We start from the raw sequence: 26199 nt of genomic DNA on the forward strand, positions 1-26199 counted from the left end.
ACGAAGATTAAGCAAGGGAAAACTACGGGGAGATTTTTCCGTTTTTTTTACTTATATGTTGAAAAACACAAGATGAGTATAAAAAGGCGATGTAAATCCTTTCGGAGAAATATGATAGCTTGACGAATATGCCATTCCACAGTACGGGTAGAAAGTCCCATTGAATCGGCAATAGCCTTGTGGCTCATATCTTCAAAATAACATAATCGGAAAATCTTTGCACATTTGGGAGATAGTTTGTCAATCGATTCATTAATTATATCCTGCAAATCCTGGTTAATAACAGATTTCATTACTTCATTCTCATCAGAATGTTCTTCCAGCCAAAGTAAACGGGCTTCGCCAATACGTACTTTCCGTTCATACTCCTCTACGACCATTTGATGTTTTAAATGATCCAGACAACTATTTTGAGTACATTTATATAAAAAAGATTTTATATCATTTATATCAATCGTTTCTTTTCTCTCCCAATAAAATAAAAATACATTCTGTACCAAATCCTCCGCGGTACACTCATCCACAAACCGGGAGGCCAAAGTGATCAAACGTGGATAGAGCACCTTGAAAAGCCGGTGAAAGGAAGCCCAATCACCTTGTCTTACTTTTTCTATATCAAATGATAGGTTCTTCAAATTTTAAATTAACAATTTCATATTATTAGCTTTTTCATGCAAATACGAAGGCTTGTTTCCCAATGAGGTATTACAATTTTATATGTTTCTTTTATCTTACTCTTATTCAACACACTATAAGGCGGGCGTACAGCCTTTGTCGGATAATCTTTTGTTTCAATAGGGCGGATACGGCAATCTATTCCGGCTATTTGCAAGATTTTCACGGTGAAGTCGTACCAACTGCAAACACCTTCGTTCGAATAATGGTAGATACCCGGAACAAAGGCTCCTTTCTCATCGGCAGTAACCACGGAAAGGATAATAGCAGCCAAATCTCCGGCATAGGTGGGTGTCCCTATCTGGTCGAACACAAAACCCAGTTCATCTCTTTCCTTACCCAGACGGAGCACAGTCTTTACGAAATTACTTCCGAACTCGGAATACAGCCACGCCGTACGGATGATTACCGCGTCAGGACAAACTTCCATCAGCCCTTCTTCACCGGCCAGTTTGGTACGGCCATAGACAGACACCGGACGTGTACCGTCGGTTTCCTTGTATGGACGATAACCCGTACCACTGAATACATAGTCGGTAGAGATATGAATCATCTTTGCTCCGGCTTCACGGGCCGCTTCACCCAGTACACATACGGCAAAGCTGTTCAATCGACGGCAAAGCTCTTCATTATCTTCTGCCTTATCTACCGCTGTGTAAGCGGCACAGTTTATAATATAGTTTACCTGATTGTCCTTTACCGCAGCTTTTACTGCTGCCGGATCTGTTATATCCAATGTATCGACATCCGTAAACAGGAAATTGTATTGCGGATATTGTCCGGTCAGCACACGAATAGAATTACCCAGCTGTCCGTTGGCACCTGTTACTAAAATTGTTTTCATGTTTTTAATCTTCTAATTTCAGTTCTCCGTTCATATCCTCACGATACTTCTCGGCAAGAAGGGCCAGGAAAGAACTGATCTGCTTAATCGCTTCCTGTGTCTCCGGGCTTACCGGCTTTCCCTGCATCCGCAGAAGCAGAAAACCATAGATCGCATTAAAGCATGTTTCCAGTTCAGGTAACTCTTCCCCCCCGGATTTAGCCCGGAGCTGAACTATATATGGGAGCGTTTTATAGTAGGCCGCCCCGTAAATCATTTCTTTTGTAGATTTAAGCAGCCGCAGATGCAGGTCGGTCAGGGTGATGATCACATTCTTATTTAACTGGATGTGTCCCTTTTCCATTACGCCTTCACTACGCATCATTTCGATCAGTTCCTCATACCAGGCAGCGATCTCTTCCTTTACTTCATCCGGCTGGTCATATTGGGAAATGACCGTACGGCGGATAGAGTCGATATCAAAATGATTGGCACGTATCAGGTCTTCCACCTGCCACATGTATAACAAATACTCGGCTATATTTTCTTTTCTTTTCTGTTTTGCTATAATCATAGCGACAAAGATACACTATATTCGGATAACGCCCGATAAAAATCGGCATCTTTAACACCTAACTGGCGGCAAGCCAGACGGGCAGCGTTCAGATTTGTCAGGAAATAACTGTCAGGGATCCGTATCGGAAAGTCACCGTAACGGGTCTGCAAGAAGGTTGCCCCGTCTTTCTCGATCACGGCATGTTCTGCATACGGAATGGCGGTGATATCTTCACGTACCTCCTCAGCCAACTGCTTTACAACACGGTCGCCTTCGAAATAGATTAATTTACCTTCGCGTTCGATCAGGGTGGTGAAGTTACGGAAGGTATCGTAGTAAGCATCCGCCGTAGGATGGTCGGTGTCCGGTGTCCACGACAAATTAGTCAGTATAGCGATATGCGGACGGTAGAACTCCAGCTGGAAACGCTTTTCCAATGCCGAAGTGACATGCTCGTCACCTTCAATCAGGGCAATGCGTGCTTCATAGCTCATCCGTACCCGGTTAGGTAGCAAAGGGACTTCACTTGTCAAGGCATAATCGAAAGCCAGCTTCTGCCGCTGAAGGGCACAAACTATCATCGAGATAATTGATTTCTTTCCGCGGCTTCCCGCTACAACTACCCGTGTTTTCTCTTTAGTACGCTGAAATATGAATTCAGGAATTGAGAGAATCAGTAATCCTAATTCTTTTGCCTTTATCAGCTCCGGATTGTCTTGTTTGACAGTTGCACCCAGAACGACAAAATTACTATCCTTTATTAATCTCTCCGGAAACCAACCGTTTCCATGACAAGTACAACCGGCAGCACGAAGCTTTGCAACTACATCCTCTGTTATACCGTCGCCGGAAACGCTCACTTCATATCCCTTCTCATGAATAGCCAAAGCCAGGTCAAGCACAAGAGGTTCGGTTACGGAGATTAAATGAACTTTTCGCATCGCTTAGATTTTGGCGCAAATGTACACAATTTCATCAAGCTTCAACGTATCGTAGATAGAAAAAACTTGCTTATATTTGACACAAAAAAAGTGAAATGGAGATACAAATAATAGACACAGGATGTTTTTACGCGGATGGCGGAGCTATGTTCGGTGCCATTCCGAAGACAGCCTGGAGCCGGCGTTATCCGAGTAACGAGACGAACGGTTGCATCCTCTCGATGAGAAGCCTACTAATATCAAAGGCTCCTGAAAAAGTAGTCCTTGTCGACAACGGTGCAGGCGACAAACACCTCAGCCAACTCAGCTATTACAACTTCTTCGACCTGTCCGACCTGGAAGATGAATTGCGAAAAAAAGGTGTTTCTCCCGAACAGGTAACAGACGTCGTACTCACCCACCTGCATTTCGACCATTGTGGTTATACCACCCGGAAGAATGAGGAGACCGGCGAATTATATCCGTCATTTCCTAATGCTGTCCACTGGGTCAGCCGCAAGCAATGGGAAAACTTCCTGCATCCGAACCCGCTGGAAAAAGACTCTTATTTTGTGGAAAACATGCAGGCTGTTGCAGATAGAGGACTGTTACGCCTTATCGACACCGATACGGAGCTATGCACCGGCATCGAACTCCGTATCTTCGACGGTCATACGCCTGGACAGCTGGTCCCTTACATCACGACTACCGAACAGACTTTTGTCTTTGCCGGAGACGTAATACCCCTTGCTGCGAGCGTCTCACCCGAATGGATATCGGCCTACGACACCTATCCGGTCACTTCCTTCCAGGAAAAGATTCGTATGCTCGAAGAAGCTGCCCGCGAAGGACAGGTACTGATCTATTGCCATGATGCCTACACCAAATGCAGCACCGTGAAAAAAGTCAGCAACTTCTTCAAAAAAGACAAAGTGATAGATTTATAATAATTTGCGTCCTTTACTACCTGATTATTACACATATGAAATAAATTCTTATCTTTGAACGCAATCTCTGACGGAATATAAAACAATCTAAAAAAGACATTATCATTTATAACTTTTAATAACGCATGAATAAACTAAGCAAGTACGCGCTGCTTTTTGCAGCTTTTGCAGGAATGGTAGCCTGCTCCGACAGCAAAGTCGCTACCGGTGATTATGAAATCATTCCCCTGCCGCAGGATGTTTCCCTGACAAACGGGACTCCTTTCATCTTAACGCCTTCTACTTCTATCAGCTACCCGGAAGGGAATGACTTACTGAAACAAGCTGGCGAGTTCCTGGCTTCCTATATTAAAGAAGCAACCGGCTACGCACCGAAAGTAGTAACCGACAAAAGTGCTAAACCTATCAACCTCTCTATCGACAAAAGTATCACCAATCCTGAGGGATATCGCCTGACGGTAACTACCGAAGGTATCGAACTGGCAGGTGCTACCGAAGCCGGCGTATTCTACGGGGTACAGTCATTGCGCAAATCGATCCCGGCAGTAGCCGAAGGGATGAATATAGAACTTCCGACCGTGACGATCAACGATTACCCCCGTTTTGCCTATCGTGGCATGCACCTGGATGTATCCCGTCATTTCTTCCCTGCCGACTCTATCAAGAAATACATCGACATATTGGCACTGCACAATATGAACACTTTCCACTGGCATCTTTCCGACGACCAGGGATGGCGTATCGAGATCAAGAAATATCCGGAACTGACCACCATCGGTTCCCAACGGAAAGAAACCGTGATCGGACGTAACTCCGGCGAATATGACGGCAAACCGTACGGTGGTTTCTACACACAAGATGAAATCCGCGACGTAATCGCTTACGCCAAAGAACGTTTCATCACGATCATTCCCGAAATCGACCTGCCCGGTCACCAGCAGGCTGCACTTGCCGCTTACCCGGACCTGGGTTGTACAGGCGGTCCGTATGAAGTATGGACACAATGGGGTATCTCCGACGACGTGATCTGTGCCGGTAACGACAAAGCAATGGGATTCCTGGAAGATGTATTATCGGAAGTGATCGACCTCTTCCCTTCCGAATATATCCATATCGGCGGTGACGAATGTCCGAAAGTACGCTGGAAAACCTGTCCGAAATGCCAGGCCCGTATCAAAGCGGAAGGTATCAAGGGAGACAATAAACACAGTGCGGAAGAATATCTGCAAAGCTATGTCATCTCCCGTATGGAGAAATTCGTGGAAAGCAAAGGCCGTCACATCATCGGTTGGGATGAAATCCTGGAAGGCGGACTGGCTCCTAACGCAACCGTGATGAGCTGGCGTGGTGTAGACGGAGGTATCGAAGCTGCCAAACAACACCACAATGTGATTATGACTCCGAATACTTATCTGTATTTCGACTACTACCAGTCGACCGACACCGAAAATGAACCGTTGGCAATCGGTGGTTACCTGCCGCTGGAACGGGTTTATTCATTGGAACCGACTGCCGGTATCCCCGACGAATACAAGAAATATGTGATCGGTGTACAGGCTAACCTGTGGAGTGAATACATCCCGACCTTCTCACAGGTGGAATATATGGTCATGCCGCGTATGGCTGCCCTGGCCGAAGTGCAATGGACAGATCCGAGCAAGAAAGAATACCAGAGCTTCCTGCCCCGCCTGGTCCGTATGACTAAATTATACGACCGCCTGGGTTACAACTATGCCAAGAACATCTTCGACATCCACGCCGAATTCACCACCGATACGGAGAACGGCGAGATCGTTGTAAACCTGTCCACAATGGGAGACGGTGATATCTACTACACACTGGATGGCAGCAAACCGACCAGTGCTAGCAACAAATATGAAGCCCCTGTCAAAATAAAGGAAGACGGAACGATAAAAGCAGTCGTTGTACGTCCTTCCGGCAACAGCCGCGTATTCTCTGAAAAGATCAACTTCAGCAAATCGACAGCTAAACCTGTTACCTTGCGTGTCGCTCCGAGCAAAGGATACGACTTCAACGGCGGTATCGAACTGACAGACGGTCTGACTGGCGACACAAACTATAAGACCGGCCGCTGGCTGGGCTTCCAGGGAAAAGACCTCGACGCTGCGATCGACCTGAAACAGCCGGTTGAGATCAGCAAGGTAGCCTTCAACACAAATGTCGTAAAAGGCGACTGGATCATGGGAGCAGCCGGAGTGACGGTAAAGGTATCCGAGGACGGCCAGAACTTCAAAGAAGTAGCCACCAAGGCGATCCCTTCATTAAAACAATCCGACAAAGATGGTATCTATCCGCAGGAAATTACTTTTGCCCCGGTAAAAGCACGCTATGTGGAAGTAATCATCAAAAGCGATAAGTTACCGGCATGGCATGGTGGCGCGGGTAATCCGGCTTACCTGTTTGTAGACGAAATTATTATCCAGTAACAAGAAGCTGAAGTAAATAACAAAAAGGCTGCACTTCATCAACCGGAGTTGCAGCCTTTTTCATACCTTTGTCCCCCAATTAATATTATTCGCCATGAAAAGAAACATACTACTCTTGGCCGCCATCTGTTCCTGCTACAACCTCTTCGCCGAAGAGGTGACAGTGAAACAGTTCAGATACGCCGGCCCCTACGAAGTAAAGAAGCCGTTCCTCAACGACAGCCTCGATGTAAACAGCAAGAAGTTTACCGAAAAAGAACTACTGAAAACAGCCATCCCGTTCAGCAACGTCCGCCAAAGCACACAACTGCTGGATGCCAACACCAACGGAGAAGGGCAACTCCCTGCTTCCTCCCAGCCTTATCAGATCGGACTGGCCTCCTTCTACCTCAATAGCGACCGGTATGTAAAAGGTGACTTATCGGTAAAAGGTCCGGAGACATACGAAGTATATATAAATAATGAAAAGCAAATACCAGCCGACGGTAAGATCACACTCTCGCTGGAGCCCCACCGTTATGAGGTCGTTATCAAATACCTGGCCGAAGCAAACAAAGCGGAGTCATTAAAAGTAACATTCAACACGGAAGCCGAAGCAGTGGTGACAGCCACTACCAACCCCGAAAAACGATACACCATCAGCGAAGTCTACAACGGAACCCGTTTCCGTTCGGTAAGCCTTTCGCCCAACGGTAAATATCTGCTGACTGCCTACCAGACCACCTACCCCGGTGGTAAGACTCAGTCGTACCAGCAAGTCACCGACAGGACCACCGGGCAAGTTGTAATCGAAAGTAGTAATAACGACTACAATTGGATGCCTAAAAGCAACCGTCTGTATTATACCCGTGAAGGAATGGAAGGCAAAGAACTGGTAACGGTCGATCCCGCCACCCAGGCAGAAACCATCCTTTCCCGTAACCTACCCGACGGCTGGTTCGTGATTGCTCCGACCGAAGACTACCTGATCTTCACCGTTTCAGAAGAAGGGCCGAAGAAAGACAAGGATATGGAAGAAATACTTGTCCCCGACGACCGTCAGCCCGACTGGCGTAACCGTTCTTTCCTTCATAAGTACGACCTGGCGACCGGCCTGTTCGAACGTCTGACCTACGGATACAACTCCACACACCTCAACGATATATCGAAAGATGGCCGTTATATCCTCTTCAGCAGCAGTGAACGTACCCTGACCCAGCGTCCGTTCAGCATCAACACACTCTACCGCATGGATTTGCAGACCATGCAAACCGAGGCATTACTGAAAGACGCCTTTATCGGTCGTGCCGGTTTTTCTCCCGACGGTAAACTGTTGGCGATCGAAGGCTCGGGAGAAGCCTTCAACGGTATCGGATTGAAGATTGCACCGGGACAAACCTCCAATATTGCCGATGGGCAATTATTCATTTATGACCCGGAGAAAAAAGAAGTATCCCCTGTAAGCAAAGATTTTGATCCGTCTATCCAGTTTTTCACCTGGAACAGCAACGATAAACAGATCTATCTTCAGGGCGAAGATAAAGATTGTGTCCGCCTGTATGTTCTCAATCCGTCTAACGGAAAGATCAATCCGGTTCCGTTGAAAGAAGAAATCCTTTCTGATTTCACCCTAGCTGAGTCGGCTCCCGAACTGGTTTATTTCGGCGAAAGCGCTTCCAACTCGCAGCGCCTTTATTCAGTCAACCTGAAAAAGAATACAACCGTTTGTCTGAAAGACCTGTCGGAAACTATATTAAAAGATGTCACACTGGGCGAGGTACACGACTGGAACTTCCAGGCTGCTGCCGGCGATACGATTTACGGACGCTACTACCTGCCTCCTCATTTCGATCCGAATAAGAAATATCCGCTGATCGTCAACTATTACGGTGGAACAAGCCCGACGGCACGTTCGTTGGAAAACCGTTATCCGTCGCATACGTATGCCGCATTAGGCTACATTGTTTATATTATCCAGCCCAGCGGAGCAACCGGTTTCGGACAGGAGTTCTCTGCCCGCCACGTCAATGCCTGGGGGAAACGCACTGGTGATGAAATCATCGAAGGAACAAAGAAGTTCTGTGCAGAACATAATTTCGTCGATGCCAAGAAGATCGGGTGCATCGGTGCTTCTTACGGAGGTTTCATGACACAGTACCTGCAAACGAAAACGGATATTTTTGCCGCTGCAATTTCACATGCCGGTATCAGCGACATTACCAGTTATTGGGGAGAAGGTTACTGGGGATACTCATACAGTTCGCTGGCAACGGCAAACAGCTACCCCTGGAATGCCCGGGATATCTACGTAGAGCAAAGTCCGTTGTTCCATGCCGATAAGATCAACACCCCGATCCTCTTCCTACACGGTTCCGTCGATACGAATGTGCCTATCGGAGAAAGTATCCAGATGTTTACCGCTCTGAAATTGCTTGGTAAGGAAACCGCCTTTATCCAGGTAAACGGACAAAATCATCAGATCTTCGATTATAAGAAACGGGCAGAATGGAATAACACAATCTACGCCTGGTTCGCCAAATGGCTGAAAGAACAACCACAATGGTGGGAAGCCTTATATCCTGCCAAGTCCTTATAACAAAGAAACCCTCAGACTACAGCCTGAGGGTTTCTTTGTTTAATATATACTGTTACGTTACACTATCCCGCGCATCCGGTCTTCGAAAGCAGTCAGCGCAGCTTTTGCACCTTCCCCCATCGAAATAATGATCTGCTTGTAAGGAACGGTCGAAACATCACCGGCCGCATAAATACCCGGCACACTAGTACGGCAATGACTATCGATCACGATCTCGCCCGGACGGTTCGTATCTACAACCTCACGGAAAGCACCGCTATTGGCAGCCAGGCCGATCTGAACAAAGATACCATCCAAATCGATTGTACGTTCCTGCTCAGTCTCACGATCTTTGACACGGATACCGGTCACTTTTGTACCGTTACCGATCACCTCCATTGTCTGTGAGCTTTTGAACACTTCTACGTTCGGCAGGCTATACAGTTTATCCTGCAATACCTTGTCGGCTTTCAGCGTATCGGCAAATTCCAGGACAGTCACTTTCGAACAGATACCAGCCAGGTCGATAGCCGCCTCGATACCAGAGTTTCCACCACCTACAACGGCAACATGCTTTTCTTTATAGAAAGGACCGTCGCAATGCGGACAGAAGGCTACGCCGCGTCCGATATATTCGCTCTCACCGGGAACGTTCAATTTACGCCAGCTCGCTCCCGTAGCAACGATTACGGCAGGAGCAATAAGTTTATCGCCGGTAGAGGTTGTCAATATTTTATCCTTTCCTATCAGTTCTACCTTATCCACCCGGCGGTGTTCAAGGATATCGATAGGATAATCATTCATGTGCGACATCAGGTCGAGAGCCAGCTGCTGACCGGTTGTCTGAGGTACGGAAATAAGGTTTTCTATTCCGACAGTTTCTTTCACCTGACCACCTACACGGTCGGCCACTACGGCTACATTCAACCCCTTGCGTGCCGTATAGATAGCGGCTGCACTTCCGGCAGGACCACCACCTACGATAATGACATCGTAATTCTTTTCCACTACCGGCAACTCTTCTTCTTTCACCCCATACTGAGCTTCCAGCTTTGCCAGCAATTCGCCGAAATCACCACGGCCTACGTGGAGCAGTTTACCATCAGCAAACACAGAAGGTACGCCCTGTACTTTCATAGCTTCCACCTCTTCCTGGTTGATCGCGCCGTCTACCATCTCATGGCTGATCTCCGGGTTTAGGGTAGTCATTGCATTGAGTGCCTGTACGACATCGGGACAGTTCGTACACGTCAGCGACACATACGTTGTCAGTTTGATCGGGCCGTTCAGGGCTTTCACCCGGTTGCAGATACTTTCGTCGGGTATGTTCTTTCCTTTGCCATCGCTATTCAGGATAGCCAACAGTAAAGAGGTAAATTCGTGTCCGTTAGGAACACCACGGAATTTGATACCGGTCTTTTCCCCATTCTTCAACAGAGAAAATTCCAGTCCTTTGCCGTCTGTCACACGGGTAGATAGTTTATCGGAACAAGAAGCCACGTCGTTTAGAAGTCCTAGTAACTCGTTGCGGCTTTCATGTTCGGGAGCTACTGTTATATCAAAAATATATTCTGTCGTTAATCCTGCAAAGATGCCGGATAACTGATCTTTCATCGCTGAGTCTAACATATCTGAATGCGTTGTTTAATTTATTACTAAAGACAAAAAAGGCCGACAATATAGTTGCCGGCCTCCGTTTATTATTCTTAGATCTTGCCGACCAGATCAATGCTCGGCTTCAGTGTTTCACCACCTTTTTTCCACTTGGCAGGACAAACTTCACTCGGGTTAGCTGCAATGAACTGAGCAGCTTCTACTTTACGAAGCAATTCGTCTGCATTACGGCCGATACCGTTGTCGTTGATTTCAGCCAGTTTGATCTTTCCTTCCGGATTTACCAGGAATGTACCACGGTAAGCCATACCGTCTTCTTCGATCATCACACCGAATGCACGGCTCAGAACACCTGTGGGGTCTGCCAACATCGGATATTTGATCTTACGGATCGTTTCAGAAGCATCATGCCATGCTTTGTGTACGAAGTGTGAGTCTGTACTTACAGAATAAACTTCTACACCCATAGCCTGGAACTGATCATATTTGTCAGCCATATCTACCAGTTCAGTCGGACAAACAAATGTAAAGTCAGCCGGGTAGAAGAAGAAGATAGACCATTTGCCTTTGATATCTTCGCTGCTTACAGTTTTGAAACTTCCATTCTGAAATGCCTGTACTTTAAACTCGGGTGCTTGTGAATTGATAATAGGTTCCATTGTATTTACTATTTTAATTGTTATTACTATTTGTTTTTGTTTCTGATGCAAAGATAAGTTGCCGATTTGAGGTAAGAACAAAAAATCCAATCGAAAGGTTTTATGCACTCATAGACAAAATCTTTGAGTATCAGTAAATCACGTTTATAATCCGACGCTATTTATCTGAGCAACAACGTCCATCGCACTGGATACCGGACGTTTCGAACTCGAGTGTGGCATGCTGGATACCGACATGCAAAAGATCATGTTTTATCTCCTGTTTGATACGTTCCATTTCTGAAATATTACAGATGGCGATATGTGCGGTAAGGGCCGTTTCGGTAGTACTGATCGCCCATATATGCAGGTGATGTACTCCCTCTACTCCATCCACTCCATGGATCACCTCTTCTACCTTGTCGATATCCGTACCCGCAGGTACGCCATCCAGCGAAAGCCGGATACTATCGCGTAGCAGTCCCCAGGTGGAAACGATAATGACGATAGCGATCAATAGCCCGATGATCGGGTCGATAATATACCATCCCGTATGAGCAATCACGATACCGGAGATAACCACACCGATCGAAACCAACGCATCGGCCGCCATGTGCAGGTATGCTCCCTTTACATTCAAATCCTTGTCTTTATCCTTCATAAAAAGCCAGGCCGTCAGTGCATTTATAACCACACCGATACCTGCCACCCAGGCGATGGCATCCCCCTCCACCGGTTGCGGATGAAGCAGTTTCCCTATACTCTCGGCAATAATGATACCGACGGCCACCAGCAGGATAACCGCATTCAACAGGGATACCAGAACGGTACTTTTCTTATATCCATACGTATATTTACAGGTAGGATGAACCTTCGCCAGCCGGAAAGCCAGCATGGCTAGTACCAGGCTCGCCACATCCCCCAGGTTATGTCCGGCATCCGACAATAAGCCGAGCGAGTTATACCAAAAGCCTGCCGCAAACTCAGCAACGACAAACGCCAGGTTCAAGGCTATACCGATAATAAAGGCTTTATTCAAAGAGGTTATTTCGTGGTGATGATGGTCGTGATGATGTTGTTCCATATTCGTTCTTACTTTTATTTGAGTAACAATATGGAACAAAACTATGTTTTTCCGGGCAATAAAAATATACCTGATTGTAGGTAAAATGTCACACGGTTATACCCTGTCTTATTTGAAATTCGCTACCTTTGGAGACAAAGTAAACTAAAAGAAAAAGAATATGAGAAGGATCAGTTTTTTCATCTTTTCGATAGGTGCACTATTGTCTTATATCGTCGGTTTCACTGCCTGTGGCCTGGCGGGAACACCCATCGCCAAATCGGCACCGGAAAACAATCCCAGTTATAAAGTCGAGTATCTGTTTGAGCACGATGGTTGTAAGGTATACCGGTTTATGGATATGGGGAATTACATCTATTTCACCAACTGCCAGGGAGACGTAACGAGTATCGAAAATGACAGTGTCCGTATTGTCAATAAGATACGCAAGCAACCGGTAAAAATCCACAGGGAACCGATTGAATAAGGTCACACAGTGATACCATGTTTCTTAAATATCTCTTTTGCATTTGCCAGACGTTCGGCAGACAGGGGTTCTACGTCCTTTAGTTTATAATCTATTCCTTGCGCTTCATATTTATACGCGCCCATCGTATGATAAGGCAGAAGCTCTGCTTTCTGAACCACCTTATATCGACTGATATATCCGGCAAGTTTGTCTAAGGCCTCATCATTATCAGTCAGTCCGGGAACAATGACGTGACGAATCCACACAGGAATACCGCGCTTCTCCAACTCATCCAGGAAACGTAATGTATTATCCAGCTTTACAGCCGTCAGACGGGGATGCAATTCGGGATCGATCGTTTTTATATCCAGCAGTACCAGGTCGACCTGCCCAAGTACTTCCAGCGCTTTCGGGGTACAGATATAGCCGGATGTATCCAAAGCCGTATGAATACCTTCCTCCCGACAGAGACGAAAAAACTCAGTAAGGAATTCGGCCTGCAACAAAGGTTCTCCCCCGGTAACGGTTACACCGCCCTTAGCAATGAAATTCTTGTACCGCAACACTTCCGCCAGCAACTCGTCCGGCGTCATTCGGTATTTAACACCGCCTTTACTGTCCCAGGTATCCGGATTATGACAATACAGGCAACGGAGCGGACAACCTTGCATAAAGACAACAAAACGTATCCCGGGACCGTCCACAGTCCCAAAACTTTCTAAAGAATGAATTTTCCCCTCCATGACAGTTGACAGAGGACAGTTGGCAGTTGACAGATGACAGATAGAGAGGCTTTACGCATCCTCTAACTGTCAACTGTCACTTGTCAACTGTCAACTTTTAAAGTGAGTGATTGATTGTTCTTGAAATTACATCCAACTGCTGTTCGCGTGTCAACTTCACAAAGTTTACCGCATAACCGGATACACGGATAGTCAACTGCGGATAGTTTTCCGGATGATCCATAGCGTCGAGCAACAGTTCCTTGTCGAATACGTTTACGTTCAAGTGCTGTCCGCCGTCAGGAGTAAAGTAACCGTCCAGTAGGCCAACCATATTGGCGATCTGAATATCACGTTCCTTACCCAGTGTTGCCGGAGATACGGCAAAAGTATAAGAGATACCGTCGTGTGCATGCTGGAACGGCAGCTTGGTAACAGAAGCCAGTGCTGCGATCGCCCCCTTGGTATCGCGTCCGTTCATTGGGTTGGCACCCGGAGCAAACGGCGTACCGCCTTCGCGTCCGTCAGGAGTAGCACCCGTCTTCTTACCGTATACCACGTTGGAGGTAATGGTCAGGATAGACTGTGTCGGAGTCGCATTACGGTATGTCTGGTGCTGGCGCAGATATTCCATGAACTTTTCAGTGATGTCGACAGCGATACTGTCGGTACGATCGTCGTTGTTGCCGAAAGGAACATATTCGCCTTCGCGTTCGAAACCGACAGCCAGGCCACGTTCGTCGCGGATCACTTTCACTTTTGTATCGCGGATAGCAGCCAACGAGTCGGCAACGATAGAAAGGCCGGCAATACCTGTGGCACGGATACGTTCCACAGAACCGTCGTGCAGAGCCATTTCAAAAGCTTCGTAAGCATATTTATCGTGCATGTAATGGATGATCTTCAGTGCGTTCACATAGACCTTAGCCAGCCAGCGCATCATCTGTTCGTATTTCTCCATCACTTCGTTGTAATCGAGGTATTCGCTGGTGATCGGTTCGAATTTCGGAGCCACCTGTACACCCGAGCGTTCATCGCGGCCACCGTTGATGGCATACAACAGACATTTAGCCAGGTTGGCACGTGCACCGAAATACTGCATCTGCTTACCGATCTTCATCGGCGACACACAGCAGGCGATGCCATAGTCGTCGCCATAATCCGGACGCATCAGGTCATCGTTCTCATACTGGATAGCCGAAGTATCGATGGATACCTTCGCACAGAAACGTTTCCAGTTTTCAGGAGCGTTGTTGAACCACAGTACTGTCAGGTTGGGTTCCGGTGCCGGGCCGAGGTTGTATAATGTATGCAGATAACGGTAAGAGGTCTTTGTCACCAGTGAACGGCCGTCTACCCCCTGTCCGCCCAGAGACTCAGTCACCCAAACAGGGTCACCAGAGAACAGGTCGTTATATTCCGGAGTACGAAGGAAACGAACGATACGCAGTTTGATGATAAACTGGTCGATCAGTTCCTGCGCTTCTTCTTCCGTCAGTTTACCTTCACGGATATCTTTTTCAATATAAATATCGAGGAAAGTAGAGGTACGTCCCAATGACATGGCCGCACCATCCTGGTCTTTTACGGCAGCCAGGTAACCCAGATATACGAACTGAACGGCTTCGCGTGCATCCTTGGCCGGTTTCGTAACATCGAAGCCATAGCCGGCACACATCTTTTCGAAGGCTTTCAATGCCTTGATCTGTTCGGAGATCTCTTCACGGCTCTGGATGATTTCTTCGGTCAGTTCCTGTATATCGAGTCTTTTCAGATAATGCTTCTTTTCTGCGATCAGGATTTCCGTACCGTAAAGGGCTACGCGACGATAGTCACCGATGATACGTCCGCGTCCGTAAGCATCCGGCAGTCCGGTGATGATAGCGGAACGACGTGCGGCAATCATTTCATCCGTATAAGCGGAGAAAACGCCTTCGTTATGCGTCTTTCTGTATTTCGTGAAGATTTCTTTTGTCATCGGATCCAGCTTGTAGCCGTAAGCTTCCAGGCTGTTTTCCACCATACGTGTTCCGCATTTCGGGTAAATACCACGTTTCAGAGGAGCATCGGTTTGCAGGCCGACAATTACTTCGTTTTCTTTGTCTATATAACCTGGTCCGTAAGTATCTATACCTTGAGGATATTTTGTTTCAGCGTCGTAAACACCCTTCTCCCTTTCTACCTTAAACATTTCGGTCAATTTATCCCAAACTTTCTTAGTCTTGTCTGAGGAGTCTTTCAAGAAAGTGTCGTCCCCTTCATAAGGTTTGTAGTTGTTTTGGATAAAATCCCTTACATTAATCTCTCTTTTCCAAATTTCACCTTTGAACTGCGCCCAGTTCTCGTTTTCAAACTTCATACCTATTTTGCTTATTTCGGTTTTTAACTTATCGGTACAAAGGTACTGCTTTTATACGTGACAAGAAACTATTGTATAGTCAGGATGTCCCCCAAACAGCCAAAATCACTACAAATAGTTACTAAAAAGGGCCTATAACTGGGGTGTATCGCCTGTTTTAGGTATCACTGAGCATGGTATGATAAATAATACAAAAAAAGATGAATATGAATCTTTAAGATCACAAACTGTGACCTTAAAAAATTAATGAGAGCCTTTGTTGCTATCCGCCAGCTGATCGCTAAACCTATCTTGTTTTATCTGTTTTTAGTCTCTCCTAGGCAAACTTCATTATCAATACCGGGTCAATATTCAATCTCTCATACAAACGTTTTGCCATTCGCATAGAAATAGGACGTTTCCCAGTCATTATCTGACTGAAAGTAGATTCTTTTACATCTAAATAAGCAGCTGCCTGGCGTTGTTTTAAAGAACGCTTCTTCAACTCTTTTTCTATTGATACAATAAGAGGCGACTTGAATTTTAAACTTGGGGATTTATAATACAGAGCTTCATAATCAGCACACATACCGCCGACACGTCCTATTTCACGTGTGTATTCGTTGTCTGCATCAGGTTCCACCAAAGCTCCATTTGCTGTTGCTTCATTGATAAGCACATCTACATAGGTCACAGCTTCATTATACAATTCAAGCGTATCTATGTGAGTAATATTTTCAAATTTTCTTTCCATTCTCTTTACGTAATTAAATTGTTGAACAATCTATCCTGTCATACTCTTCATGTGTGCCAATAAACTGAAGTGGACGAACTGCATCTACATGCTTTGTCGAAAATTTACCAATACGCTCTCTATGTAGTATTTTCATTCCAATCTATCTTTATGACAAAGGTATAAAAAACTTCACAAGACGCAAAGCTTTCGCAGCAATATCACATTCGTTCCCGTACTTAACACAGAAAGCCCCGGCAGGAGTTCCTGTCGGGGCTTTGTTTTGTCTGTTGTTACTCTTCACAGAGGTCGAACAGAAGAACTTTATTTCATTACTTTAGTATTAATACTGACCGCTTGTTCGCCCTCACGGGGTAATTGGTTGATTCTTGTCCGATATCACCGCGCAGTCAAATTTAAATTTATTGATTATAAATAGTTTCTTATTTTACGATTGCCTTTACAGCTGCTTCGCCTTCTACAGCTACAACAACTACACCTGCAGGAGCAGCGATGATAGCGTTGTCAGAAGAAAGAACTGCGTTAGCAATTGTCTGACCAAGAACGTTACTGATAGCAACTTTCTTACCTGCTGCACCGTTGATAATTACGGCACCTTCTTTAGCGATTACACTGATTGAAGAAGTTGTGATATCTTCGTTAGCTACAGGATCACCTTCGTAGTTTTCTTCGATACCAAATACATCACCTCTTTCGTAACCATTCACCACTACTACTGTACCATTGATCCATTTCAGGTAACCTTCGTTAGTTGCAGCCTTTTCAATTTTGTCAACATCAGTTTCCGGAGAATACGGCTTCCACTGAGTCTGAATTTTGAATATCTTTTCTGCACTATCCACATAACGGAAAGCGAACTTAGCTACGTTGAACTCAGGAGAATCCATAGCAATCTTCACAACTTCACCACCCTTACGAGTTACATACAATGTATCGTCTGCATGAATACCTTCTACAAATGAGAGTTTGGCAAGGCTTTCACCTGCTTCAACTTCATTAATATATGGATTACTATGGATATGGTCTACACCATAAACATTTGCAGTATCGATCAGATTGATCAGGAATCGGCCAGCAACTGCTCTGTGTTCTTTTGCATCCGCACAAGGACCACCATTAGCATCTCTCCACTCGTCTGTGTTGTGAGTCGGGTTATACGGGCAATAGTAAGACTTTTCAGGATCTACATTTACAGCCAGTAAATACTGGTAGCAAGTGTTCAGTTCACCGTCAACATCTACACGGTTGATATAAGCAGTATCTGCAAAAATAGCCGGATTTACCTTGAACTGATTTACATTATCAATGTTTAGGAAGCTCAAAGAATCATTTTCGACAACTGACTTTGCATCCAGTTTTTCATACAATACCTGTGAATTGTTTTCGTCACGGAACAGCTTGATTGTATCTCCCCATGCAGCAGCAATTTTATGATATTCAGGAGCATCAGCTTTTTCAACGACCATCAGAGAGTTCTGATCTTCAGCATAGGTCAGCATATTCTTCAAAGAACCCTTGTCTGCACTGTTGGCAACAAATACTTTGTTATCATCCAATTGAGTTGCGGCAGGAGTTGTTCCTGCTACTGCCGGAGCAATTCTTACGAAGTTATAAGTGTCATTCGGTTTCTTCTTCAGAGCGAAACGAGCAGCATCCTGATCTTCGTTATCCTTGTTTTCAGGATCACAGAAATAGAATTCATAGCCTTTACCTGTTTTGTAATCAACAAATTCACGGTTAGAAGCATTCTGGAATGCATACGGAAGGATAGCCAATGTATCTTTCAATGCATCATCACCTGAAGTTACGATCTTACCATCTTTCAATGTTGCAAATGTCGTGTAAATAAATACAGTATCAACTTCTGTATATTCACCCTCATTATCCGCTTTCATTGCAAAACGCAGGTTCCATTTCTGAGCTTTTTCCTTTTCTGCAGTCATACCGATCTGATGGCTTGCTTTGTCAGTATGGTTTTCAACGAAGTAAGCATTGTTATTTCCTTCGATAGCATGATACTGACCCAGATAGAAGTTTTCATTTCTCAATACATTTGCAGTTGTCTGCATGTAACCGTCGAAGTTGATCTGACCTTTTGCAGCTGTTTTGTTCAAAGTTACAAGGTCATCATTGAATGCCGTATTATCAGATGTAACAATAAACTTATCGCCATCTACTTCACGCAATTGCACATTTGCAATCTTAATGCCGCTTTCACGGTTCTGTAATGTGAAGGTATTATTATCCAAATCAGCAGCGATTACAGCCCACTGTGCTTCCGGAGAAGACAATAATACTGTACTTGCAGGTACATAATCCGCAGCATTATCTGCCGGATCTGTTCCATCCTCATTAGTTACAGCCAAAACGCCTGCATACTTATACTCTTCGCTATTGTCTTTTGCATTTGCTCTTGTATCAGCATAAGAGAAATTCAAATACTGTCCTAACAAGTTCTTAACTCCATAGATATTGCTACCGCCTAGTTTGATATACGGCAACTTAGCATCAGTAGCGGTAGAAGTTGTCAGATAATATTTGTTATCATTGAACAAGATAGAAACATTTCCTTTTCCTACTACAACTAATTTAGAGATAACATCAGGATTACCTTGAGCATACTGGAACTGGAATTCAGACAAGTACTGACTTGGTGCCTTATCGATTTCTTTCTGAGTCAACCACTTGAATTCACCGACAACATCACTACCTACAGTTCCTTTAGTATCCAATACTAATTTCTTAGCATTTTTACCTTGGTCTAGCTTTTCGTTATTCCACAATTCAACCGTAGTTGCAGCGTTGCTAGCACCTTTCGGATACATTTTTTGCTGCAGTACATCGACACTTTCAATCGTTTTATCTTTGTTTTTGTCTTCATCGTACTTAACAGTCAGCTCGAAGCCCGGATTAAGGATGCTATTTAATTTAGCCTGTGTATGAACCAAAGCAAAAGATTCGTAGAAACCGATAACGGCAGTAGCTTCAGAACCATCCGTATTTGCATCTATCTGAATCATGTTACCACCTGCAGTCAAAGTAATACCTTGACCTGCATATGCTTCGTTTGCTTCAAATGAAGTTTCGCCACTAACAGTCCATTTATAAGGTTTATCATCTGTACCTTTAGCCAAGCTAGTGAAGCTATAGAAAACTTTTCCATTCAGTTCTGTTTTTGCAACAGACCACAAGAAGTTTTTATAACCTTCAATATCACTTGCAGAAATACTTGCTTCAACAGTCGCAGTTGCACCAGCTTTCAAATATTTGTTGGTACCCAATGTAACAACACAATAGCCGGAAGGAACTGATGTTGCCAGATTATAAGATCCTCCAACAATATTCTGGCTACCTGTTACAGCAATAGTTGATGCCGGAGTAACAGTTGTATTTACACTTGCTGATGCATAAAGAGCAGTTCCAGCTAAGTTAGTAGAAGCAGTAGAAGTAATCGCATTACCTTTTACAGCAAAGTCAGAACCTGATTCAGCCAATGTGTAATCCACAGTACCAGCAGCTCTCGTAACTATATCAGCAACAGCCAATTGAGTCGCTTTTTCTTTTGCAGCAACAGCAGCAACAGAAACCAACTTTCCTTTTGCCCATATCCAAGATGCATTATAAGATTGTGCAGCAGTAGGAGCAGCTTTTAATGTTTTTACGACTAATTTACCATCTTCAGATGCTACTGTCAGATAACCATCTTCTGTCTGGAAATAAACAGGAGCATTGTAAGTTTTAGACGCATCAAATGCATCCAAAACAACTTCACCGTTGTCACTTACATTCAAATCAAAGCCGGGAAGGGCATTTTCATTGTTTGAAGCGTAAACACCGAAGTCGACAACAACACCTGTTGCATCAAGAGAACACTGAGAAGCTTCAATCTTTAAGTACAACTGACCTGTAATATCAGTATTGTTGCTAAACTCATCAACATTTGCCAACTTTAGCTTACCATCGCCTTCGATAGTAAACAAAACAGGTAAAGAATTCTCAATAGGACTGGCTGACAAAGTCAAAACCTTACCACCAGCTGCTGAGCTTTCACCATTTACAGCATAAAAAATCTTACCATCTGCAGTCTGTAATTTATACTTACCTCCGTCCGCTTCCACTAATTTCCAAACAGGAGATTCTGCAGTTACAGCATCTTTATCAGCTTTGGCTGCTTTTCCATCAGCCCCTAACAACAAAGTGTACTCAGTACTACCATCGGCATTAATGCCCGTACCGACCAAATAAGAACCACCAGCTACTGGTGTTGAAACCTCAATCACCTTAGCATCCAGCGTCGTCCAAGCACCGGCTGCCAGAAGGACAGCCACTAACGTAGAAAACTTTTTGTTCATAATTTAAAATTTAATATTAATAATAGTGTTATAAAAACTCATTCACAGCCCCTTCTCGACGGGCTCGATAGTCCTAATGACTAGCTAAAACGATCGTTTTTTCTTGTCACTGTTTTCGAGGATTTTTGATTTGATAACAAAAAGTCGTTATTTCGTACTCGCTTTGCTATTCTGTTGATAAGAAAGAAGATAGGAATGAAAAAAAAATTGGAAGAAATGATTGGTATTTAAAAATGATGCAGTACCTTTGTGACGAGAAAAAACGATCCTTTTTTTTAGTCAGTCTTTTTTCGACCTCTCGCCTTGCTATTCATAGCTTGAATGGTTGTTCTAAATTTTTGTTAATAAACCCGATCCTTATGGCCTGTTTTCGAACGGATGCCTATCCGTCGAAGCTCCGGTAACTACCCGTTGAATGACCGGTAACTACCCATTTTCAACAGCATAAAGATAAGATACTATTATCAAAAAAGTATCAAAAGTATCAAAAGTATCTACCCCTTTCCCGAAGTAGCGATATCCTTACCCGACGCCGTTTTTTCGTAATAACCCGCTCCTAATGAAAGCAATAAGCCATACTCCTGCGCCTTTTTCAACATTCGGAAAACACTCGCACGGCTCAGTCGGCGGACACCGGCCTCGGCCAACAGCTCGGCGGTTTTAAACCTGTCAGGCATGCAGGCAAAAAGGTCGCGCAGGGCTGTGGGTACCTTAAAACGAATCTCGGTATCGCTATGTTTCATCGTCGTACTCACCAGGAGCGAATGACGCAGACAGACGGTTCCGATATGGAACGCTATTTCGAAGTCGTTGTCGGTAATGCTCCGGTGGCGTTCGTCGACACGCGCCTCCCCTTTGCGCAAGGCCGTCAGCACCATCGCGATACGGAAAATTATCAGGCGGTGACGCAAGACTACCGAAGTGACATCTTCGTTCCCGAATACGCGTACATTATAATATTCACGTTCGAAGTAGCGGTCGAGCCTTTTTCGCTGGCAGTCGGTGAAGCTCACAAACGTTGGCGACTTCTCCAGGAATTCGGCTATTTCCAACATTCTCACCCCCAGGTCGTCAAAGTAGAAAGCATTCTGAAAAACATCATCGGAGGCCGTCAGTCCGCGGTAAACGCTACCCCCGGCGATCCGGTAGATCAGCAGGCGACTGTAAAGTCCGCTTTCGGTAGAGGGCACCAGCTGCGAGAACATGCCGGGCGTACCGGTGACAAACATTCCCAAACGCGGGGTTTCGGCTACGAAAGTCCCGTTGGTTTTCGAAGCACAGCTCACCCGTTCGTGGTGGAAAGCCTGGTTGAGAATATATCCGTAGCCACCAAAGTCCTGCGACATGGTGTTGTTGACAGACTCCAGTTCGGTTTCAAACAAGAGGGATGCGTAGGGAGCGTTCGCTTCCAGCTGCTCGATCAAACGTGCCGTAGTGGTATAGCCGCCTACATGGAGCTGCATCTGCTGTACGGGCTGGGGATTTTCAGGTGGATTTCCCGGCGTTTTCTTTACTTTCGACTGGCGTTGCTGCTGTTTGTAAAGCTCCCAGGCCTCTTTCTTCACCTTATATTCCTCCACTTTACGGAAGGAGTTGTCGAACACTCTCCGCTGCCAGGGCTTCACCAGTTTGTGCACCTGGCTGACACAACCTTTGCCGCTACCCGAGGGGCCGATCGCAAGGGTGTAGAACGGGGCATAACATACTTCTTTACGGAGCAGGCCTGTCACGCCCGGCAGTGCGGTGCTGGTCATGGTCAGCGCAGCGAGCAACATCAGGTCGTGTTCCGTATCGTCGGCGGCCGGCTTCAATGTGTCCGCAAGGAGGTTCGGAAGGTCGGTCAAAAGGCTCTTTTCGAAGTGCGGAAAATCGCTATCTCCAGGTTCAAAATCAGGCCCTAAGGCAGACCCTTCGTCGGAAAGTCCCGGTTCGGGAATGGGGGTGAGATTTTTGAGACTTTTGATACTTTTTTTCGTCTCCTCCCCTGTCGACTGCCGGTAAGGATTGCTACCGTGGGCGGAACGGTAACGGCGGTAAATGTCGGACACGGTGGTCAGGATCTTTTTTTCACTAAAGCCGGGGGTAACGTAGCGGTAGAGGCATTCGGCCACTACTTCGCTTTCGCCGAAGCCGGCACTGTTGAGAGCCGAGGCCAGTTTCACCACATAGCTGTGGCGGCCACCGTCGGAGAAGGGGTTGCCGGTTTCAAATTTGTCGATGTAGTTGGCCAGCGAACGTGGCTCAGGCTGTGAGAAAGCGGCCGCCTTTTCGGGGGCGACGGGGATGTTCACCACTTCGGATGCTTCCTTATAAAAGGCCGACGGGTCGTAGCTTACGAAACAACCGCGGTTGGGGTCTTTGCCCGAAGGGTCTACCTTCACGCCCGGCAGGTCGGCTTCGAGCAGGCGGCTCACTACGTCGAAGGCCTGGGCGTGGTGTTCGAGATCGCTGTCTACCAGGACGAAGAGCTTTAGGCCCGTACCCGATGGGCTGATATGGCCGGCTTTCACATACGGAAGTTCTTTGGCACGACCAAGCAGTTCCGAGGGGGATCCGGACACATGGTCGAGGTCGCCCACCACGCAGCCGGAGTAGTCTACCAAGTGTTCACGTCGGCGCCCGCCTACCATCCGGCCGCCTGCTACCAACAGAGGCAGGTTCTTTTTACATGCCTTCGCTCCTTCCTGATTGCCGGCGGCTATCAGGGTGCGAACGTTTTCTACCGATCTCTTGTACTTACCGCTTACCACGTCGTCGAAATAGCCTCCGAGGGTGACCGGCGTGTAAGAGGTGGTGTCGAATGCTGTTCTGAACAGGGTACATTCGACGGTTTGATTCACTGAATCTCTCATACTAAGTCAATTAAAATTAATACTATCAGGGTTCTCCCAAATGTTCGATCAATACGCCGACTTGCTTCGGCGTGTAGAGTTTCTGGAACTTCACCCACCCGGCGGCTTCCAGTTTGGCCTTCAGTCCGCGCGAAGTACGTATCCATTCCCACATACGTTTATAGGCAATCACCGGTGTCTGGCCGGGAAAATACAACTGGGCGAATTCCGTTATCCCATACGCTCTCCTCCAGGGAGACAGTTCCGTTTTTTTATCTTCCATACACTTCTATTATTTAATATATTAAGATATCACAAGATAGGAATTATATGAATACGTTGTTAGATTTAGGACAGATATTTATCAAATAAATATAACATTATCATAACTTTACATAATCACGCTCACTGCTTTAAAAATCAAAAAATACGGAGGACAGACAAAATATCCTCTAAACGACAGATATTTACATTAACCCATCAATCCGTTTTACTTGCACCGGCACAAAATAAAAAAGGAACCATCCTTCACTGGATAGCTCCTTTTTTATGCCGGAAACAACCAATAAAAACATTCCGACATACGTTTAATCATCTTATATGCTTACATAATTAGCAAAAGGTTTTGATATAGCGATTATACTAATAGTGTTACTTTCTTTTTACATTGCAAAGATAGGGCTGTCCACAAGAGTACACAATACCTATAATTGAGTAAAAAGAGAGGCATCGGCTACCTATTCTGAGTTATATTCCTCTTTTAACCAAAAAAAGAGCCATTCTTCACAGAATGACTCATCTTTATATATGAAAGGAATAACCAATAAAAAACTCCTTTCATTTGGGTATTTACCTTAAATAATAGGTGTACATAAAAATCAACAATTTCGGTTTCGGCCAGGACGATTATACTAATAGTAAAACTTAATTGATGATGCAAAAGTAAAGTCATATAAAAGTACCTGCAATACCTATATATATGTAAAACTTACTTATCTCTAACTACTAATGGGGATTTTGCAGCATTTTTCCAGTAAAATACCATACAATACCTACAAATAGGTAACAGCAGGTTATTTATACCTACTATATGCGATTGTGCACACTTTTCAACCGCCCTAATTTTGCCAAAAATTTCAAAAGGCAATGAAAAGATTAACACATTTACTGGTTATCTCATTATTAAGTTCTTCTGCAACAGCCTTTGCTGAAGGGAATGAAACAACAGAAACAAATGGATCTACAGCAGCCGAAAGATCCGCTGCTATTTACGCCGACGGGTACAAAAAATTCCGATTTGGTGGTTATGGAGAAATGGCTGCGAGCTATATGGATTACGACGTAAACAGACTTGGACCTTATGGCTCTTATAAAAAAGACAGAGGTAGTGTCTCCATTCCTCGATTTGTTCTAGCATTCGATTACAAATTCTCATCTTCCTGGATTTTAGGTGCAGAAATTGAATTTGAAGCAGGAGGCACAGGCGTTGCACGAGAAATAGAATGGTATGAAGAAAATGGAGAATACGAAACAGAAATAGAAAAAGGCGGTGAAGTAGCTTTGGAACAATTCCATATAACTAAACTGATTCATCCATCTTTTAACATCCGTGCTGGTCATATGATCATTCCTGTCGGATTGACAAATGCGCACCATGAGCCAATCAACTTTTTTGGAGTTTATCGTCCGGAAGGGGAAACTACTATTTTACCTTCAACTTGGCATGAAACTGGTATCTCTTTTTTCGGTCAGTTTGGTAAATTCGATTACACTGCTATGATGGTTGCAGGATTGGATGCAAATGGATTCGGTAGAGAAAACTGGATTGCATCAGGAAAACAGGGAGCTTTCGAATTAGATAATTTCAACAGTCCAGCTTTTGTTGGTCGCTTAAATTACTGGGGAGTAGAAGGCCTACGTCTTGGAGCCTCCATTTATTACAATGGAAAACCAACCCGTAATGCTTCTAAGCCAAATAAAAATTTAAATTCCAAAACAGGTAAATGGATCGATGCTCCGGTCACTATATTCACAGCTGATGCACAATACATCAGTCCGAACAGAAATTTAATAGCGCGTACCAATTTTGTTTACGGTAATGTTCAAGAAAGTTTGGCTTTGACCAATATAAATAACAGATTGGCATCATCTACCGGATACCCAAGAACTCCAGTCGCTAAAGCAGCAGTTAGCTATGCTGGAGAAGTTGGTTATAATGTATGCTCTTTCTTCGGAGAAAAGGCTCCTCGTATTTATCCTTTTGTTCGTTACGAGTATTATAACCCAATGGAAAAAACCGTAAAAGGAGTTACGGCAGATAAACGTTTGCAAGTGTCTGCATGGACGGCCGGTGTCAATTATTACGCTTTACCCAACTTAGTCGTAAAAGCTGATTATACCAATCGCAAAATTGGAGGAGGTAAATATAACAGTGAAAACATGGTATCTGTAGGTGTTGCTTACGTTACATGGATATTTAGTAAATAATTTAACACA

General features: G+C 45.0%; 18 protein-coding genes and 1 pseudogene. 5 read left to right on the top strand and 14 right to left on the bottom strand.

The window, feature by feature from the left end:
• Positions 1–47: 47 nt before the first annotated feature.
• From BQ7394_RS19705 to BQ7394_RS19720, 4 genes are read right to left on the bottom strand one after another with little or no spacing between them, the layout of a single operon-like run.
• A complete protein-coding gene (locus tag BQ7394_RS19705; protein WP_075558954.1) occupies positions 48–635 on the bottom strand; it encodes an RNA polymerase sigma-70 factor in 588 nt (195 codons plus the stop codon).
• A gap of 17 nt (positions 636–652) precedes the next feature.
• On the bottom strand, positions 653–1519 hold the full coding sequence (gene rfbD, locus BQ7394_RS19710) for a dTDP-4-dehydrorhamnose reductase (protein ID WP_075558955.1): 867 nt from the start codon (positions 1517–1519) through the stop codon (positions 653–655).
• Between the two features lie 4 nt (positions 1520–1523).
• On the bottom strand, positions 1524–2072 hold the full coding sequence (locus BQ7394_RS19715) for a DUF4924 family protein (protein ID WP_075558956.1): 549 nt from the start codon (positions 2070–2072) through the stop codon (positions 1524–1526).
• On the bottom strand, positions 2069–2995 hold the full coding sequence (locus BQ7394_RS19720) for a Mur ligase family protein (protein WP_075558957.1): 927 nt from the start codon (positions 2993–2995) through the stop codon (positions 2069–2071). The genes BQ7394_RS19715 and BQ7394_RS19720 overlap by 4 nt, the downstream gene beginning before the upstream one ends.
• Before the next feature lie 95 nt (positions 2996–3090).
• Between BQ7394_RS19720 and BQ7394_RS19725 the strand changes: the two genes are divergently transcribed.
• From BQ7394_RS19725 to BQ7394_RS19735, 3 genes are all read left to right on the top strand, one after another.
• Positions 3091–3921 carry an MBL fold metallo-hydrolase gene (locus tag BQ7394_RS19725; protein ID WP_075558958.1) on the top strand — a complete coding sequence of 277 codons (831 nt, stop codon included), beginning with the start codon at positions 3091–3093 and terminating at the stop codon, positions 3919–3921.
• A 125-nt stretch (positions 3922–4046) separates the two neighbouring features.
• Positions 4047–6368, top strand: coding sequence for a glycoside hydrolase family 20 protein (locus BQ7394_RS19730; RefSeq protein WP_075558959.1), 2322 nt, complete (start codon positions 4047–4049; stop codon positions 6366–6368).
• Between the two features lie 94 nt (positions 6369–6462).
• Positions 6463–8943 carry a S9 family peptidase gene (locus BQ7394_RS19735; RefSeq protein WP_075558960.1) on the top strand — a complete coding sequence of 827 codons (2481 nt, stop codon included), beginning with the start codon at positions 6463–6465 and terminating at the stop codon, positions 8941–8943.
• A gap of 57 nt (positions 8944–9000) precedes the next feature.
• Here the strand turns inward: BQ7394_RS19735 and ahpF are convergent, their stop codons facing one another.
• From ahpF to BQ7394_RS19750, 3 genes are all read right to left on the bottom strand, one after another.
• Positions 9001–10551 (bottom strand): alkyl hydroperoxide reductase subunit F, encoded by a 1551-nt coding sequence (gene ahpF / locus BQ7394_RS19740; protein ID WP_075558961.1) that lies wholly within the window; start codon positions 10549–10551, stop codon positions 9001–9003.
• 77 nt (positions 10552–10628) lie between these two features.
• On the bottom strand, positions 10629–11195 hold the full coding sequence (gene ahpC / locus BQ7394_RS19745) for an alkyl hydroperoxide reductase subunit C (RefSeq protein WP_075558962.1): 567 nt from the start codon (positions 11193–11195) through the stop codon (positions 10629–10631).
• A gap of 157 nt (positions 11196–11352) precedes the next feature.
• A complete protein-coding gene (locus BQ7394_RS19750) occupies positions 11353–12258 on the bottom strand; it encodes a cation diffusion facilitator family transporter (protein ID WP_075558963.1) in 906 nt (301 codons plus the stop codon).
• Positions 12259–12418: 160 nt separating this feature from the next.
• Between BQ7394_RS19750 and BQ7394_RS19755 the strand changes: the two genes are divergently transcribed.
• Positions 12419–12724 (top strand): DUF4884 domain-containing protein, encoded by a 306-nt coding sequence (locus tag BQ7394_RS19755; RefSeq protein WP_075558964.1) that lies wholly within the window; start codon positions 12419–12421, stop codon positions 12722–12724.
• A gap of 2 nt (positions 12725–12726) precedes the next feature.
• Here the strand turns inward: BQ7394_RS19755 and pflA are convergent, their stop codons facing one another.
• The 7 genes and pseudogenes from pflA to BQ7394_RS19785 form a co-directional block, all read right to left on the bottom strand.
• Entirely contained in the window at positions 12727–13449 is a 723-nt protein-coding gene (pflA, locus tag BQ7394_RS19760) for a pyruvate formate-lyase-activating protein (protein ID WP_075558965.1), read from the bottom strand.
• 97 nt (positions 13450–13546) lie between these two features.
• Positions 13547–15787, bottom strand: a complete 2241-nt coding sequence (gene pflB / locus BQ7394_RS19765; RefSeq protein WP_075558966.1) for a formate C-acetyltransferase — start codon at positions 15785–15787, stop codon at positions 13547–13549.
• 316 nt (positions 15788–16103) lie between these two features.
• Entirely contained in the window at positions 16104–16520 is a 417-nt protein-coding gene (locus tag BQ7394_RS19770; protein ID WP_075558967.1) for a helix-turn-helix domain-containing protein, read from the bottom strand.
• Positions 16521–16942: 422 nt separating this feature from the next.
• Positions 16943–20872: a DUF6383 domain-containing protein gene (locus tag BQ7394_RS19775; protein ID WP_075558968.1), complete on the bottom strand. Its 3930-nt coding sequence runs from the start codon at positions 20870–20872 to the stop codon at positions 16943–16945.
• Positions 20873–21366: 494 nt separating this feature from the next.
• Positions 21367–22920 carry a DUF3987 domain-containing protein gene (locus BQ7394_RS19780; RefSeq protein ID WP_235848843.1) on the bottom strand — a complete coding sequence of 518 codons (1554 nt, stop codon included), beginning with the start codon at positions 22918–22920 and terminating at the stop codon, positions 21367–21369.
• 321 nt (positions 22921–23241) lie between these two features.
• A pseudogene (locus tag BQ7394_RS26500) lies at positions 23242–23724 on the bottom strand (BT4734/BF3469 family protein); the annotation flags it as partial.
• Positions 23725–23749: 25 nt separating this feature from the next.
• Complete coding sequence (locus tag BQ7394_RS19785; RefSeq protein ID WP_075558970.1) at positions 23750–23986, bottom strand: DUF4248 domain-containing protein; 237 nt, start codon at positions 23984–23986, stop codon at positions 23750–23752.
• 863 nt (positions 23987–24849) lie between these two features.
• Here BQ7394_RS19785 and BQ7394_RS19790 point away from each other — a divergent pair.
• Positions 24850–26190: a hypothetical protein gene (locus BQ7394_RS19790; protein WP_075558971.1), complete on the top strand. Its 1341-nt coding sequence runs from the start codon at positions 24850–24852 to the stop codon at positions 26188–26190.
• Positions 26191–26199 lie beyond the last annotated feature (9 nt).

The sequence above is a fragment of the Parabacteroides timonensis genome, from assembly GCF_900128505.1.
Lineage (GTDB): Bacteria > Bacteroidota > Bacteroidia > Bacteroidales > Tannerellaceae > Parabacteroides > Parabacteroides timonensis.